Genomic DNA, 13801 nt, shown 5'->3' on the forward strand with positions numbered 1-13801 from the left:
GCCCGGGACGCTCAGGCGTCCTTTCTGTGTGAGGCCCGGACTACCGTCTTTATTCCGCCGCGGACGTTGAAGTCGCCCGTCACCTCGACCGACCTCGGATCGCACGCGGAGACGAAATCGTTGAGGATCCTGTTCGTCACGTGCTCGTGGAACTCGCCCGTGTTCCTGTAGGAGAACATGTAGAGCTTAAGGGACTTAAGTTCCACGCAGAGCCTGTCGGGCACGTACTTTATTGTGATGGTCGCAAAGTCCGGCTGTCCCGTTTTCGGGCAAACGCAGGTAAACTCGGGACACGATATCTCGATTTCGTAATCCCTCTCCGGGTTTTTGTTCTCGAAAGTCTCGAGGATTTCCGGGCTCGGTTCGTCCATTGGCCAGAAACGCCGCGCGGCCTTTGCGGGCGCCACCTCCGTATCCGCTTAATTTATCAGATGTCAGCCGGTAATCAACCCCGGCCGCGGGAGTTTGCTTTGGTTTGACACCGCGGAGTTTAGAGTCAATAATCTTTTCTCCGCATTCTGGGGCATCGTATAACGGCAGTACAGCGGACTCTGGATCCGCTAGTCTAGGTTCGAATCCTAGTGCCCCAGCCAGCTTTTCGTCTTTGACAATTTTGGTTTCTGTAAAAAATGGGATTTAGCAAGCAGAACATATCTGCAAATATAGAAATTTGGCCACTTCTATATTCTTTTCAGCGTTATTGTCAAAGGGCTTTGGGAAATCAAGCCTAAATCTAGTCACAGATTATATTCTGTAATTTTATCCTTGACTTACAGCTTTTATCCTGTTAACATTGGTTTTACTTACAGAATATAGGCTGTGATATGACAAACAAATTTAAGTATATGCAATTGCAGACGCTGGATGACCACCTTTCCAGAGTGAATGTTTGCGACCGTCCCTCTGGCGGTTGGATTCGTGCTGTCCGCACCTCGCTTGGCATGAGCGTTCGTCAGATGGCGGAACGTATAGGCATCACACAGCAATCCGCCGCTCGTTTGGAGAAAAACGAGATCAATGATGCGATTACACTTAGGTCGCTTCGCAAGGCGGCTGAAGCATTGGATTGCAGGCTCGTTTATGTTTTTGTTCCAAATGATGGCTCCTTGCGGAACATCGTGCGCAAGCAGGCGCTCAGAAAGGCTCGTGATATCGTTGATCCTGTGGACCACAGCATGATGCTTGAAGCGCAGGATGTAGGCGACAGGCAGGAGAAAACCGCCCAAATCGCTGATGAGTTGGTGCGCAACCCTGCCATCAGTCTGTGGGACTGAAATGGTTCAGTATCGTTATACAGAGGGCCAGACCCCGCTTAGCGAGGAAGAGAAGGAACATCTCGTTCCCACCATATTAATGCGTGAAGATCTGGACCGTTTCGAGCGGAGAAATTTATCCTGAACCTTCATAAGCGCATGTTCGGTCGTGTCTGGAAATGGGCAGGTCAGTACCGAAAATCCGACAAAAACATCGGCGTCAACTATTCCCTCATCCAGACCGAATTTCGCAAGTTGCTGGACGATGCCGCTTATTGGCTGGAACACAATACCTACGGTGTTACTGAACTGGCCGTTATTTTTCATCACCGGTTAGTGAAAATTCACCTTTTTCCGAACGGCAACGGCCGACACGCGCGCTTGCTTGCCGATGTAATAGTTGCCAAATATGGTGGTGAAAAACTCACATGGGGCGGTGGTGCCGACCTCACTGCGTCTGAAGATGTCCGCGAACGCTATATTGCGGCACTGCGTGAGGCTGACTCTGGTATCTATGATTCCCTGATTTCGTTTGCTAAGTCGTAATTCATTAGAAACTAACCATGTAAAGGAGTTACCGAAATGTCTGGACACAAGCTGTCACCTGAGAACGGAGAAAAACAACCCGCTCGGGTCGAGCCTAAAGATGAGGCTGAATCCAGTTTTTTCTCACGTATTTCCGGTTCGTTAAAGGGTACTGTAACTATCTCACCGGGTGTGGACTTGACCTTGCCTGTCGGCAGGGAATGGGACATCACTGAATAAATAAAGGCGGATTGCCCGAAGCAACATCACTCCATTATCTCGAATCGGAATATGTCCGGCCTTGAGAAATGCCCCACGGAGTCTATTACGGTCTTTGCCCTTATTATCTGGTCAAGCTCGATCTCCGCGTAGAGAATCTCTTCCTTTCCGTATACGGGGCCGATTATGTACTGTCCCCTGGGGTTTATTATGCCGCTTCCCCCGGGGTAATCCCAGATCGTATGCTCCTTCAGGGGAAAGGAGTCGGGAATCATATCCTCTTCTATGAAACCGGCTGAGATTATGACGAACACCTGTCCCTCAAACGCGTACTGTCGGCTCGCGAAATCCATCGTGTCCTTAACGAACGAGTGTCCTCCCCAGAGACCCACGTGCACCTGCTCCCCCTTGGTGAACATCGCGTACTTCTCAAGGGTCATGTGGTGCTCGTAGCAGAAAAGTCCCCCTATTTTCCCGATTTCGGTGTCAAACACCCTCACGTCCTCGGCGGTTCCGTTCGCCCATACGCATTTCTCGCTGTCAATCGACATCAGCTTTCTGTGCCTTCCGAGAAGGGAGCCGTCCTTGCCGAAGTAGAGTATGGTGTTGTAGAGGGTTCCTCCCTCTTTTTCGTTAACCCCTATTACGACGCAGGTCTTGGCCCGCTTCGCCGCATTGCCGATTCTTTTGGTGTCCTCCCCGGGAACCTCGACCGAGTTTCTGTGTAGCTCGACGTGGGCGTCCATGGTGAGCTTTTTCTCGGCCCCGAACCCGAGATCCTTCGGCCAGTAGGGATAGGTGGGTATGAAGGCCTCGGGGAAAACCACGAGTTCAGCCCCGTTTCCCGCTGCTTCCTTTATAAGCCTGAGGACCTTGTCGACCGTGCCCTTTCTGTCGAGAAAAACGGGAGCTGCCTGCACCGCAGCCGCCGTGAAGGATTTTCCGTTGCTCATAATGGGTTATTATACAACGGAACTCAGGGAAAATGCAGATTCATTTTGAGTTTGCGTCTCTCTTTGGAACCAGAGCATGACCCTCCCGCCTGCGTTTAGTGGTCAGGGGAAACAAGGGTTACGTGGTCACCTTCAATTTTCTCCCGGAATCTCTCCGGCATGTCATCCCACACGAACAGGTCCACCCGAAACGGAAGATCGCTCTGTTCAAGAGCTTCCCGAAGATCGCCGACCTGTCTTCTCTGTCCGCTTCCGGCAAATACCACCATGTCGAGATCCGAACTCTTTTTCGCGGCAAGCCTCGCGCGGGAACCGTATACCCAGACGCGGGTATTCGGAAGATGCTTTTTAAGCAGCGCAAGAAGAACGCCGCGCTGCTCAGAAGAGATATCAATAGCTTTTACTGTTTCCATGTTTCTCCGCTCATTGTTTCGTAAAGACCTGTGGCATCGTCAATAAAGCTGCTTATGATTCCAAGGCATCTTCTGGCCTTTCCCTCATCATAGTCATGGCTTGTATTGATGCGGCTGTTTGCGTAATCAAGCCATTTTTCGATCGGTGAGGGGAGAAGGTTGTTTTCAAAGGCCAGTCTGAAAACAGGTTTCGGGCTGTTTGGGGCATCTGGAACGCCGAGTTCCTCTGCGAGGTGGCGTCTCAGCACCTTCCATAGGCAGTCGTAACAGACCTCAAACCTGTGTATGACCGACTCGGCCACAGCTTCCCGCATTATCGAATCCAGGTCAGAGTTCTCTATGGCACGGTAATTTCCGTACTGTTCCTCAAGGCGTTTCAGGGAATTTTGAAATTTGTCGTATTCAATCATGAAAACGATCCTTCATTGCCAAGTCCTGTCTTCCCGGCGAAGCTCCTCGTGACTGCGGTGGAGGATTTCGGAAAGAACCTGAAGCCGGACTCCACCTATCATAAAGGATTTCCCGTTGCTCATAATGGGTTATTATATAACGGAAGTTAAAAAAAAGCAGGGTTTCTGACCCGAAGCGAGGGGGTAAAAATGGCAAGACTTGATGGAAAAACGGCGCTCATAACGGGCGGGGGAGAGGGAATAGGAAAAGCTACGGCGCTTTTGTTCTCAGCAGAAGGCGCCAACGTGGGCATAATGTCGAGAACCGCGGAGAGGCTTGACGAGGTGGTTTCTGAGAACCCGGGACCCGGGGAGATAAGGGCCTATCCGGGTGACGTTTCCATAGAAGAGGACGCAAAGAGGGTGGTAGAGGCCTTCTACGGAGATTTCGGAAGGGTCGACATACTGTTTAACAACGCCGGGATACTTGAGGGCGGCACTGTGGTGACTACCTCTAACGAGGTTTGGGACCGCACGATCGACATAAACGTGAAGGGGGTCTTTCTCGTAAGCAAGTACGTGGTTCCGCTCATGGCCAAGCACGGCGGGGGCTCCATAATCAACAACTCAAGCGTGCTCGGCATCGTGGGGATGGAGGGCTGCGTGGCGTATAATGCCTCTAAGGGAGCCGTGAGGCAGATAACGAGGAGCATGGCCCTTGATCACGCGAAGGACAACATAAGGACAAATTCCGTCTGTCCCGGCTACATAAAGACCAAGATGGACCCCGAGTTCATGGGGAACCCCCCGGACGCGGAGGAGCAGCTCGACGCGATAGCGGCCGACATGATTCCCCTTGTTAGAAGGGCCGAGGCGGAGGAGGTGGCCCACTCGGTGCTCTACCTGGCTTCGGACGAGGCCCGGTACGTTACGGGTTCCGATCTTGTTATAGACGGGGGCTGGACCACGCTTTAGGTGCGGCGGGGGAGAAACTTTTAGAGAACAAACCAGAGACAAAGGAGGGATTTTCAATGGAAGTTTTTGAAGCAATGGGCACGAGGAGAAGCTTTAGGTTCTATAAGCCCTGGAAGGAGGTTGAGAACTGGAAAATACAGAAGATGCTCCAGGCGGCGCGGTACTGCTCCTGCCAGGGCAACTGCAACTCGACCGAGGCGATAGTCATAGACAAAAGGACCTATCCCCCGGAGAAATTCGAGAAGATAGTTGAATGCGGATCCGCGTTTAACGAGATTCACCTGCGCCAGGCCCCGATTATCGTTGCGTGGCTGATAAACCTGGACGCCTGGTACAAGGAGCTCATACAGACCTTCCAGGTGCTGTTTCCCGCGAGGGCCATAACCGCCGCTCACGGCTGGACCTACAAGATACTTACCGAGAACACCTATCCGAGGCTAATGAGTTTTCCCAAGGACAGGGCGGAGGATCTTCTGAGGGTCGAGGCGGGCCAGGCAATAGCGAACGCCATGCTCGCGGCCACTGACCTGGGACTCGGGTGCTGCCTTATAGCCACGGGCAGAAAGCCGGCAGAGTTCCCGAAGGTTCTCGGGACTCCGGAGAACATAGTCCCTATCTGGCTCATGACGGTGGGATATGCGGCCGAGGACCCCGGGCAGAGACCGAGGAAAAGGTTCGACAGGCTCTATCACTCAAACGAATACGGAACTCCGCTTGCCGAGGACCAGGACGTGCGGAAGGAGCTTGAGGGGGAGAAACTCATACAGCCCATGGATCCGCTTCCGGGGAGGGAGGAGGAGCTTCGTCACATATGCAGGATGTTCGGTTTCACGGAAGATATGTGCGACATGCCGAAGGAGAAGGTACTTGAGATGTACGAGGAGGACTCTCCCTATTACGGGGAGCTTCCCCCGGGCCTTGAGGAAAGAGGGGTCTGAGAAAAAACCATATATAATAAGGAGAAGGGCGCAGCTATCTTCGGGGTTTCTCCCGAGGGGGCTGCGCTTTTTTGTGCTACTGCTTTTTGTACTCGCACTTGCGGAGATTCTGTTTTATGTGTGCCACCACTTGTGGTCTCCATTGTGGCAATAAATCCTTTGCCAAAAAACTTATTGCCAAAAAATCCTTTGTCAGGCAGATAATGGAAAGCCATCCTGTCCTGACTGAAACCATGGAACCGCTCTGGCACGCGGTGCGGGCGGAGACGGGCGAAGAACTCGAATCCCTGCCCGCGGAGATCACTCAAGCCGTAATTGATATAAGGAAGAGGTTCTCGGAGAAAAAAAAGATGTTGCCAGGAACAACGCCGCTATCAAGCCGATAGATTTCCCCTATTTCCTGTGCTCGCACTTACAGAGGTTCTGCCTTGACCGCCGCCTTCCATGTAGATTGCGACATTCACGGGTTTGCGCCCAGCTCGCCCATTCGCCAAAGATCCCCAAGCGCGTAATCCTCCAGCCAGTGCGCGAGTTTGGCGGAGTCGAGATGTCGTAGCGTCGTTCCCGCTCCGGATCGCTCGCAGGCGACTACCGTATCCGGCTTGGGGAAGGTATCGGCTTGAAGCGATTCTGAATAGCATGTCGGCGCAAGCGTTCCAATACCTCATAGCAGGAACTCTGATTTCATATTTTCGACAAAGTCTGGACCGCAATGGTCAAATCCAAAGAGTTGGAGTATCGGGCAAGCCAAATCTGACACAACCGTCGCCCACTCATCTTCAAGTTTCTCCACGGCGCATGTTTTCTCTGTAGTGAGTTTGTCCGCTTTCGCTACGCGACGCAGGGAATAATAAACTGAACGATTGAAATCAGAAATTTCCCGGTTCCCGAGGCCCATCCAGGTGCAGCGGAAACTCACTTGGGATGCCGTTTTAAACTCTTTTGCCAGCAACATCGCGTGAGTGACCAGTTCCGCCGTCTCCCGGATAACTGTTTCGGGAGACAGCCAGGTGCCAGCACTTCGGCTAAGCTCTTCAACGCTGTCTGGCCTGTCTTCCCTGTAGGCCCTAATCAGGCTCATGCGTCCATCGGGCGCGACGCGCTGAAGTTCCGGAAACCAGAGACCCGCGCCGTGTGGTTCGACATCGTTAATCATAAAATTGCCCTCAAGCAAGTATTCTCCTTCGTCCGATTCCTTTGGTCGGGGTGCCGGTTTGATTTTCTGCAGGAATTTCGGGTCAAACATGCTCCAGCCTTTCCACACCGTGGTGCGGACTCCGTTAACCACTTTTTCCAAGACTTGGAGAAACGGCCGCGGAGAAAATTTTTTCTCGTCTGGAGAGATCAAGTAACTCAGCTGGTAGCGATTATCTTTTAGCGACGGCCAGATAGAACCTTGAGCCTTGGAAAGCAGGTCAAGGAAACGCTTCTCCGTTTCTTCATGCCAAGTCTCCAGCCGTTGTCTTGTGGCAGGCACTTCTCTTTCCGGCGTTCCTGGAACTCTACTCGAGTGCAGCCGCACCATGAAACGTTCGTGTTTTTCAATGAGGTCGGGGTTGGAACCGTTATGTTCTTTCATCCCTTTTATGATTTTCCGTGATACCCCCATCCCAAGATTTTCCATGTATCCGTAATCTCGCATGAAATCTTTGAGCAGTGGATTTCTGGAAGACCGAGCTCCGTCGCGCATGCTCTCCGGTGTTATCCCGTTCGGGAGCTTTCCGGGCGAGGTTATTTCCAGTCTGTCACTATAAACCGCCAGTTCAATGTCGGTACCCGATAGAAGGTAGTCTCTGTGTGTCAAGGCGTTTACTATGGCTTCCCTGACGGCATCCTCAGGGTATGTTGGCCTTTCCACGCGGCGAGCACCGTCTTCAAGAACGGCCGATACGGAGGTGTTGCGCCGGACGAAATCCACGGACTGTTCTACTAGGCCCGTTTCCAGAAGGTTGCCCTTGCTGTCCATAAGCGGGGCCATGGCTCCTCGAAGCTGCTTCCGTTCTCTTGTAGCGTATTCTTTTTCCGTTCCTGCAAACGCCACGGCGTTGATGCCTGCCTGCGGCAGATATCGGTTCGGCGTTGTTCCGAACAGCAGCATACCGCCGACCGTTACTACATCTTCGTCCATAATTTCCATGTTTGAAAGCAGGGTAATCCATCCCGCGTCGTCATCTGGAAAGTCCCGCTGGAGAATACGCCCGAAGTAGTCTTTAAGCCGACGACGGTCCAAGTCGTTGATTGTCGTTCCCGAAATCGGTCGGGAGTCGACGCGCAACATATGTCTTTGCTGGAACAGACGACTCATCTCCTCAAGAGTTGGTTCACGGCTTTGGGAACCAACTCTTATATAACAGACCGTTCTGTTATTGTGCCAGCGGCTGTGTGCGTAAAGACCCTGAGGAACGCGTACGACCGCAACATTTTTGCCTGGTTCTACTTCTTCAATGATTTCAAAATACGGGATTATAGCCGGCCTGATTTTGTCTCTGCACGTGTTCATCACCCATTCTTCAAGACCCTCTCGGACAAGGCCCGTGACGCTTCCGTCATCTTCAACGCCGAGAAGCACGATGCCACCCTCAAGATTGGAAAAAGCGACAAGTTCTTTCGCGAGATCGTGGTTTTGCAGGGTGTCGCGTTTGAACTCAACGCCTGAATTCTCACCGTTGGCAATAATTTCCAGAAGTTCTGTTCGTGTTATCATGTCTCAGAATCCGTACTTGGAGCGACGCATCTCGAAAGCGTCCTTGCCGCCTTCCAGAATTTCTTCAACCAATTCTCGAACCAGCTGAGAATCAATGGAACCCATATGCTCAGTTGCTATATCTGCTTGACCCGTCTCAGCTTTACCCGATACGTCTAGGCCGAGGATCAGTTCGGCATCGCCTAGAACCGGAATATTTGCATTGTGGGTAGAGAACACGAACTGTCGGCGCTGTTTCTCCGTGCGCATGATCGGCACTATGCTTTCGGTGATGAAGCGGTTATCAAGATCATCCTCCGGCTGATCAACAACAAGCGGGGAATTTGATTCAAGCAGGAGCAACAGAAGTATGGCCGTGGCCTTCTGACCCGTGGAAAGTGATTGTAGCTTCTGCCATGTCTCCGGTTCCCCCTCTGCTGCCGTGTTCAGTTCGATCTCGGTTATAGTCGGAAGTTCCAATTCTTCAATCCTCATGAACAGACCGGGACCGGCTTTTGCTATCCGCGCCGCAGCCCTTGGGGGAAACCGATATTTTTCCATGAGTGCTTCTTTGCCCTTTCGGCATTGCTCGGCGAATTCCTGGAGAGACAACTGATCAGTTTCTCGCAGTTTCTCGAAGGCAGCGACGAGTTTTCCCCCAACTTCCCTCAATAGCTGTTCAAAAGGGTCGTAGTTTCCGGCCATCTTGACATCAACCCGTACTCGGCCATGCAGTTTTTTTGAAACTTTTCTGGACGCCTTGGCAATCTCACGATATTCGCTGTTCTTGAGGTCTTCCCATTCCGAGAGAAGTTTTCGGCGGTCCGACTCGTATGCGGACAGGTTACGCTTAAGAGTTTTGGCTTTGTCTTTTAAAGGACGCAACTCCTCGATTTGATGTCTCAACTGTATGAACTCGGCACCATCAATTTTTGATTTCTGGAGATCCCGCAATAGCTTTTCGTAAGTTTTTTCGATAGCATTTCGTTTTTGCTCCCAGCGCGATTTGATTTCTGCTATCGCCTTATCTGTTTCGGAGACGGCCTTGGCAAATCGACCAGCAACTTTGGCGAGGTTTCCGCTCAGGGATCCAAGAACCGTTTTCGTTTCAAGCAAGATCTCGGCGTTCGGCAATCCTTCAAGTGCTTTATCGGAGACGAAGGCCATGTCGATCGGAAGTTCCTCCATCAGTTCACTGTAAAGCGTGCGTATCGGTTCCAATCGCTCTTTAGCCTCGGAAAACAAGCGTTCCTCCCGGACCAGCATACTTTTTTCTTTGAGTCGCTCCGCAAGCCCAACCTTCACAAAGCGCTTTTGCGTTTCTTCAAGACCGGGCAGTTTTGCCAGTCGTTCATCAAGCGCTTCTATCTCGCGCCGCGCATCCAGTATCCGGTTTCTAGATCTCTCCAGCTCCAAGCGGAGTTTAGCCTTGCGCCCGGAAAGGGACGGGTCGTGTTCCACGAAGCGGTCTAAAAGCAGAGTCAGCTTTTCGCTGCTCTTGGTAAGTTCGGAGATTTCGTGCTGACCGAACACTTCCACTCTAGGTATCACTTCTGCTGGAGACAGGGCTAGGATCTCGCCATTTTCATCCTTTACTATGGGTGGATTCGGTACCGAGCGTTCAATAGTGTAGTAAGTTTCGGACGGTTTATGAGACCGCACCAGCATTGAGATTTTCGTACCGGGACTGAGCACGTGCCGAACTATGCCTTCATGAGCCTTCCGGGCTTCTTCTCCGAGCGGTTCGAGATTCAGCACATAGCGTATGCTTTCAATCGCCGTGGATTTTCCTGTGCCGCGCCCGCCGACCAATACGTTGAGATTGCCGTTGAAATGCACCGAGGTGTCGCCTAAGAATCCCCCTTCCCAAGTCATTGCAAGAAACTCGGAATGGGGTTCTGGGCTTGTATCGCTGTGCAGCCTTACGCGCGACTCTGGGTCAAGGAACGCTTGGCGGAGAGCTTCAACAGATACTTCCGACATCTTGATAAAACACGATGCCCTATCTTTTTCGAGATCTTGTGGATCGTTCACGTCTGACCCGTTGATGATGGCTGGCGGACATTTTCGTCTGTACTTGTCGTCTTTGTTTTCAAGTATTCTCCTGATTCCTTCCGGTGCGGAACTGACGGGTCCTGGGAGTGCGCAGGCAAGCAGGTTCGGTGATTTCCAGACATTGATGCGCGATTTACCGGAAAGCGTTTTCAGCAAACCTCCATCGCCTGCTACATGCGCAGCAATGCAAATTGCGCCCCATGCTTTCGAATGCTCCAGAAGCTCCATAGAGTCTAGTTTCCCTGTCGGTGATTCCTGACTGGTGTCGTGAATACCGCACTCGCCTATATACGTTGCCAGATTGCTTTCCTTGTCCTGATCGAACAGACAGAGAAAATGAACACCATCTTTTGCCACAGCTTCAAATCCACTGAAAGCCGACAGGCCGTTCTCGCGGGCGCAGTTCACTAATCCCAAAGAGTCTTCCGTTCTGTAGTGATCAGTAACCGCAATCACCTCGATGTTTTTTTCAAGACATTTTTCTACGATTGCCTGATTGTACTCAGCTTCGGATTGGAATGAAGTTCTCTTGTCATGTCTACTGAGGCAAGCAAACGGGTTAACCTGCAGAGCACAACGATAGAACCGTGCACCACCTGGAAGACCCACTGCCTCTTTTAGGACTTTAGACTGTGTGTTCATAACTTCTGTCTCTATCGGTCGTCACGTCTAACGCTTCGTGAATGATACATCAGAAAAGTATATCTGTTTCAAGAAGTTATGATAAAGTCCGCTTCCCGCCTACTTCTTGTACTCGCACTTGCAGAGGTTCTGCCTTATGTGCGCCACCAGGTTGTCTATGTCCTCGGGACTTATTATCCCGGCCCAGGCGGTCATCATCGGGGATTTGCCGACCGCGGCTCCGCCGTTTGTTATCACGTTAACCAGGTACTCGTCCGTGTAGGTCTCGAGGGTCGCGGCGCTCGAGAGGTCCCTCGGCTTGGGGTCGAGAGCGGCGGCCGCGACTCCGTCGCCAAGCCCCGTGAGGCCGTGGCAGGTAGCGCAGTAGACATTGTAGATTTCCTGTCCCTTCGCGCTGTCGGCAGCCCGGGAAGCGTGGGGTGGGAGAAAGAGCGCACAGGAAAAAACAAGCATTGCGAGCAGGATTCCGGTTTTCATTTTCTTTGGCCTCTCTTCGGGAAAAAGTTCGATTCGGGGAAAAGCTTCCCTCGTCTTTGAGTATATCTTTTTTGCCTTTATAATCAACTGTGGAGGCGGCTTTGCGTGAGCGCCTCGGGCGAGGGGGTAAAGGCGAAATGGTAGAGATAAAGTACTGCGCGCGCTGCGGCTGGCTTCCGCGGTCCGCCTGGATGGCGCAGGAGCTGCTCGGCACTTTCGGGGAAGCGCTCGGCGGGGTGTCGCTCGTTCCCTCAAGCGGCGGGATCTTCGAGGTGCGCGCGGACGGGGAGCTTGTGTGGTCGCGAAAGGAGACGGGAAGGTTCCCCGAGATAAAGGAGCTGAAGCGCGCGGTGCGGGACGCCGTGTGTCCGGGCATGGACCTCGGTCACACGGATTCGCTTTGAGCTCCGGGCGTATTCCCCGCGGAATTGTTTTTGACAACTGCGCCGGGTGCGTGTAAAAATCTGCCTTTGCGGCAAGGCAAAAGGCAAGGTTTTTGGGAATGTCTGACAACAACTACATACATATATTCGATACGACGCTTCGCGACGGGGAGCAGGCCCCGGGCTGCAGCATGACCTCTGAGGAGAAGCTCCGGGTCGCCTATCAGCTTGAGCGCTTGGGAGTGGACATAATAGAAGCGGGGTTTCCAATATCCTCCGAGGAGGACTTCCGGTCCGTAAAGAAGATAGCGCAGAGGATAAAGGGCTGCCAGATAGCCGGGCTCTGCAGGGCGAACTTAAAGGACATAGACCGCGGCTGGGAAGCCGTTCAGCACTCTGAGAGCCCGAGGATCCATACCTTCATCGCCACCTCTGAGATACACCTTAAGCACAAGTTAAGAAAAACGAGGGACCAGGTTCTTGAGATGATAAGCGGCGCCGTTAAGCACGCGAGGAACTACACCGACAACGTCGAATTCTCCTGCGAGGACGCGACGCGAACTGACATCGACTATCTCTGCACCGCGGTCGATGTGGCCGTCCGCTCGGGAGCCACCACCATCAACATCCCCGACACGGTCGGGTACACGATCCCCGAGGAGTTCGCCTGCATAATCCATACGCTCGTAAAAAACGTCCCGAACCTGGACGACGTGATCCTGAGCGTCCACTGCCACAACGATCTCGGCCTCGCGGTGGCTAACTCCCACGCGGCCATAAGCGAAGGGGCGAGGCAGGTCGAGTGCACGGTTAACGGCCTGGGGGAGAGGGCGGGCAACGCCTCGCTTGAGGAAATAGTCATGGGTCTTAGCGTGAGAAGCGACAGGAAGCCCTACACTTTCGGGATAAACACGGCGCAGATATATCCAACGAGCAGGCTAGTTTCCCAGGTAACGGGGGTTAACGTGCAGCCCAACAAGGCGATCGTGGGTGCGAACGCGTTTGCCCACGAGGCGGGCATCCACCAGGACGGGGTGCTTAAGGAAAGCATCACCTACGAGATAATGACCCCGCAGGAAGTGGGGATTCCCTCTAACCAGATAGTGCTCGGCAAGCATTCGGGGCGCCACGCGTTTCGCGACCGCCTGGAGGAGTACGGATACGTTTTGGAGCCAGAGGCTTTCGAGAACGCGTTTACGAAGTTCAAGGCGCTTGCCGACAAGAAGAAGTATGTTTTCGACGAGGATATAGAGGCTCTTATAAACCAGGAGTTCCTGCGTTCCTCTGATTATTACGAGTTTGCGGCCGCAAACTACTCGGGCGGAACGGACACCTCGCCCGAGGCGAGCGTCACGATCATGGCGGGTGGGGAGGAGATATCAGTTTGCGAGACGGGCTCCGGGCCGGTCGATGCGATTTTCAAGGCGGTTAAGAAGGCGACGGGACTTGATCCCAGGCTTGAGAATTTTTCTGTATCGTCTATAACCGGCGGAACCGACGCACAGGGAGAGGTCACGGTCAGGATATCTGACGAGGGAGTTATATCGCAGGGACAGGGGGTTGACACTGATATTTCCGTAGCGAGCGCGAAGGCCTTTGTAAGCGCGCTTAACAGGCTTCGCTGGAGAAAGGAGCATCCGCGGCGGGGCTCTGAGCTTAAGGGAATTTAGATGGTTCGGGTTTCGGGCTGTTGAGACGTGGGTGGCCGGATGTCTGCGAAACGATTTTTGGAAAATACGTTCTCGGTTTTATATCGGGTCTTGCTCATTCCTGACTTTGGCACGGCATGGCAATGCTTGATTTGTCGGCAAATTCGGGGGGGGGGGGGGCCCCGGGTGATTCCCTTTTAGTTACGGGGGGAAGTTTTATTAAAAAGTTACGGGCAGTTAAAAAGAA

13 protein-coding genes, 1 tRNA gene and 1 pseudogene are annotated in these 13801 nt (G+C 52.8%); 8 read left to right on the plus strand and 7 right to left on the minus strand.

The genetic code is table 11. The features are described from left to right. Positions 1–11: 11 nt before the first annotated feature. On the minus strand, positions 12–371 hold the full coding sequence (queF, locus tag OXG10_03515) for a preQ(1) synthase (GenBank protein ID MCY3826439.1): 360 nt from the start codon (positions 369–371) through the stop codon (positions 12–14). 148 nt (positions 372–519) lie between these two features. Here queF and OXG10_03520 point away from each other — a divergent pair. The 3 genes and pseudogenes from OXG10_03520 (at position 520) to OXG10_03530 (ending at position 1799) form a co-directional block, all read left to right on the plus strand. Further along, positions 520–593: transfer RNA gene (locus OXG10_03520), tRNA-Gln, on the plus strand. A 231-nt stretch (positions 594–824) separates the two neighbouring features. After that, complete coding sequence (locus OXG10_03525) at positions 825–1274, plus strand: mobile mystery protein A (protein MCY3826440.1); 450 nt, start codon at positions 825–827, stop codon at positions 1272–1274. Between the two features lies 1 nt (position 1275). Then, positions 1276–1799, plus strand: a pseudogene (locus tag OXG10_03530) (mobile mystery protein B). Positions 1800–2044: 245 nt separating this feature from the next. Here OXG10_03530 and OXG10_03535 read toward each other — a convergent pair. The 3 genes from OXG10_03535 to OXG10_03545 all read right to left on the minus strand — a co-directional run bounded on the left by OXG10_03535 (position 2045) and on the right by OXG10_03545 (position 3773). Beyond that, positions 2045–2950, minus strand: a complete 906-nt coding sequence (locus OXG10_03535; GenBank protein ID MCY3826441.1) for a carbon-nitrogen hydrolase family protein — start codon at positions 2948–2950, stop codon at positions 2045–2047. 95 nt (positions 2951–3045) lie between these two features. Further along, positions 3046–3363, minus strand: coding sequence for a nucleotidyltransferase domain-containing protein (locus tag OXG10_03540; protein ID MCY3826442.1), 318 nt, complete (start codon positions 3361–3363; stop codon positions 3046–3048). Further along, positions 3351–3773, minus strand: coding sequence for a nucleotidyltransferase substrate binding protein (locus OXG10_03545; GenBank protein ID MCY3826443.1), 423 nt, complete (start codon positions 3771–3773; stop codon positions 3351–3353). Before OXG10_03545 ends, OXG10_03540 begins: the two co-directional genes overlap by 13 nt. Positions 3774–3962: 189 nt before the next feature. On the opposite strand from OXG10_03545, the gene OXG10_03550 reads away from it, so the two are divergent. From OXG10_03550 to OXG10_03560, 3 genes are all read left to right on the plus strand, one after another. Then, positions 3963–4727 (plus strand): glucose 1-dehydrogenase, encoded by a 765-nt coding sequence (locus OXG10_03550; protein MCY3826444.1) that lies wholly within the window; start codon positions 3963–3965, stop codon positions 4725–4727. 56 nt (positions 4728–4783) lie between these two features. After that, positions 4784–5665 carry a nitroreductase family protein gene (locus OXG10_03555; protein ID MCY3826445.1) on the plus strand — a complete coding sequence of 294 codons (882 nt, stop codon included), beginning with the start codon at positions 4784–4786 and terminating at the stop codon, positions 5663–5665. 116 nt (positions 5666–5781) lie between these two features. Beyond that, positions 5782–6051: a hypothetical protein gene (locus tag OXG10_03560; GenBank protein MCY3826446.1), complete on the plus strand. Its 270-nt coding sequence runs from the start codon at positions 5782–5784 to the stop codon at positions 6049–6051. A gap of 278 nt (positions 6052–6329) precedes the next feature. Here the strand turns inward: OXG10_03560 and OXG10_03565 are convergent, their stop codons facing one another. From OXG10_03565 to OXG10_03575, 3 genes are all read right to left on the minus strand, one after another. Further along, positions 6330–8369: a putative DNA binding domain-containing protein gene (locus OXG10_03565; GenBank protein ID MCY3826447.1), complete on the minus strand. Its 2040-nt coding sequence runs from the start codon at positions 8367–8369 to the stop codon at positions 6330–6332. Between the two features lie 3 nt (positions 8370–8372). Further along, positions 8373–11045: a phosphoesterase gene (locus OXG10_03570; protein MCY3826448.1), complete on the minus strand. Its 2673-nt coding sequence runs from the start codon at positions 11043–11045 to the stop codon at positions 8373–8375. Positions 11046–11144: 99 nt separating this feature from the next. After that, positions 11145–11522 carry a cytochrome c gene (locus OXG10_03575; protein MCY3826449.1) on the minus strand — a complete coding sequence of 126 codons (378 nt, stop codon included), beginning with the start codon at positions 11520–11522 and terminating at the stop codon, positions 11145–11147. Between the two features lie 137 nt (positions 11523–11659). On the opposite strand from OXG10_03575, the gene OXG10_03580 reads away from it, so the two are divergent. Together OXG10_03580 and OXG10_03585 are read left to right on the plus strand one after the other, a co-directional pair. Further along, the gene (locus tag OXG10_03580) at positions 11660–11926 is read left to right on the plus strand and encodes an Rdx family protein (GenBank protein MCY3826450.1); all 267 of its coding nucleotides are present in this window, start codon (positions 11660–11662) and stop codon (positions 11924–11926) included. 98 nt (positions 11927–12024) lie between these two features. Further along, the gene (locus tag OXG10_03585) at positions 12025–13575 is read left to right on the plus strand and encodes a 2-isopropylmalate synthase (protein ID MCY3826451.1); all 1551 of its coding nucleotides are present in this window, start codon (positions 12025–12027) and stop codon (positions 13573–13575) included. The last annotated feature ends 226 nt before the right edge of the window (positions 13576–13801 follow it).

The organism is Candidatus Dadabacteria bacterium, from assembly GCA_026706695.1.
Lineage (GTDB): Bacteria > Desulfobacterota_D > UBA1144 > Nemesobacterales > Nemesobacteraceae > Nemesobacter.

Coding starts and splice junctions, on each gene's coding strand:
- queF (MCY3826439.1), bottom strand. CDS start 371: ATGGACGAACCGAGCCCGGAAATCCTCGAGACTTTCGAGAACAAAAAC.
- OXG10_03575 (MCY3826449.1), bottom strand. CDS start 11,522: ATGAAAACCGGAATCCTGCTCGCAATGCTTGTTTTTTCCTGTGCGCTC.
- OXG10_03565 (MCY3826447.1), bottom strand. CDS start 8,369: ATGATAACACGAACAGAACTTCTGGAAATTATTGCCAACGGTGAGAAT.
- OXG10_03540 (MCY3826442.1), bottom strand. CDS start 3,363: ATGGAAACAGTAAAAGCTATTGATATCTCTTCTGAGCAGCGCGGCGTT.
- OXG10_03545 (MCY3826443.1), bottom strand. CDS start 3,773: ATGATTGAATACGACAAATTTCAAAATTCCCTGAAACGCCTTGAGGAA.
- OXG10_03580 (MCY3826450.1), top strand. CDS start 11,660: ATGGTAGAGATAAAGTACTGCGCGCGCTGCGGCTGGCTTCCGCGGTCC.
- OXG10_03550 (MCY3826444.1), top strand. CDS start 3,963: ATGGCAAGACTTGATGGAAAAACGGCGCTCATAACGGGCGGGGGAGAG.
- OXG10_03570 (MCY3826448.1), bottom strand. CDS start 11,045: ATGAACACACAGTCTAAAGTCCTAAAAGAGGCAGTGGGTCTTCCAGGT.
- OXG10_03585 (MCY3826451.1), top strand. CDS start 12,025: ATGTCTGACAACAACTACATACATATATTCGATACGACGCTTCGCGAC.
- OXG10_03535 (MCY3826441.1), bottom strand. CDS start 2,950: ATGAGCAACGGAAAATCCTTCACGGCGGCTGCGGTGCAGGCAGCTCCC.
- OXG10_03560 (MCY3826446.1), top strand. CDS start 5,782: ATGTGTGCCACCACTTGTGGTCTCCATTGTGGCAATAAATCCTTTGCC.
- OXG10_03555 (MCY3826445.1), top strand. CDS start 4,784: ATGGAAGTTTTTGAAGCAATGGGCACGAGGAGAAGCTTTAGGTTCTAT.
- OXG10_03525 (MCY3826440.1), top strand. CDS start 825: ATGACAAACAAATTTAAGTATATGCAATTGCAGACGCTGGATGACCAC.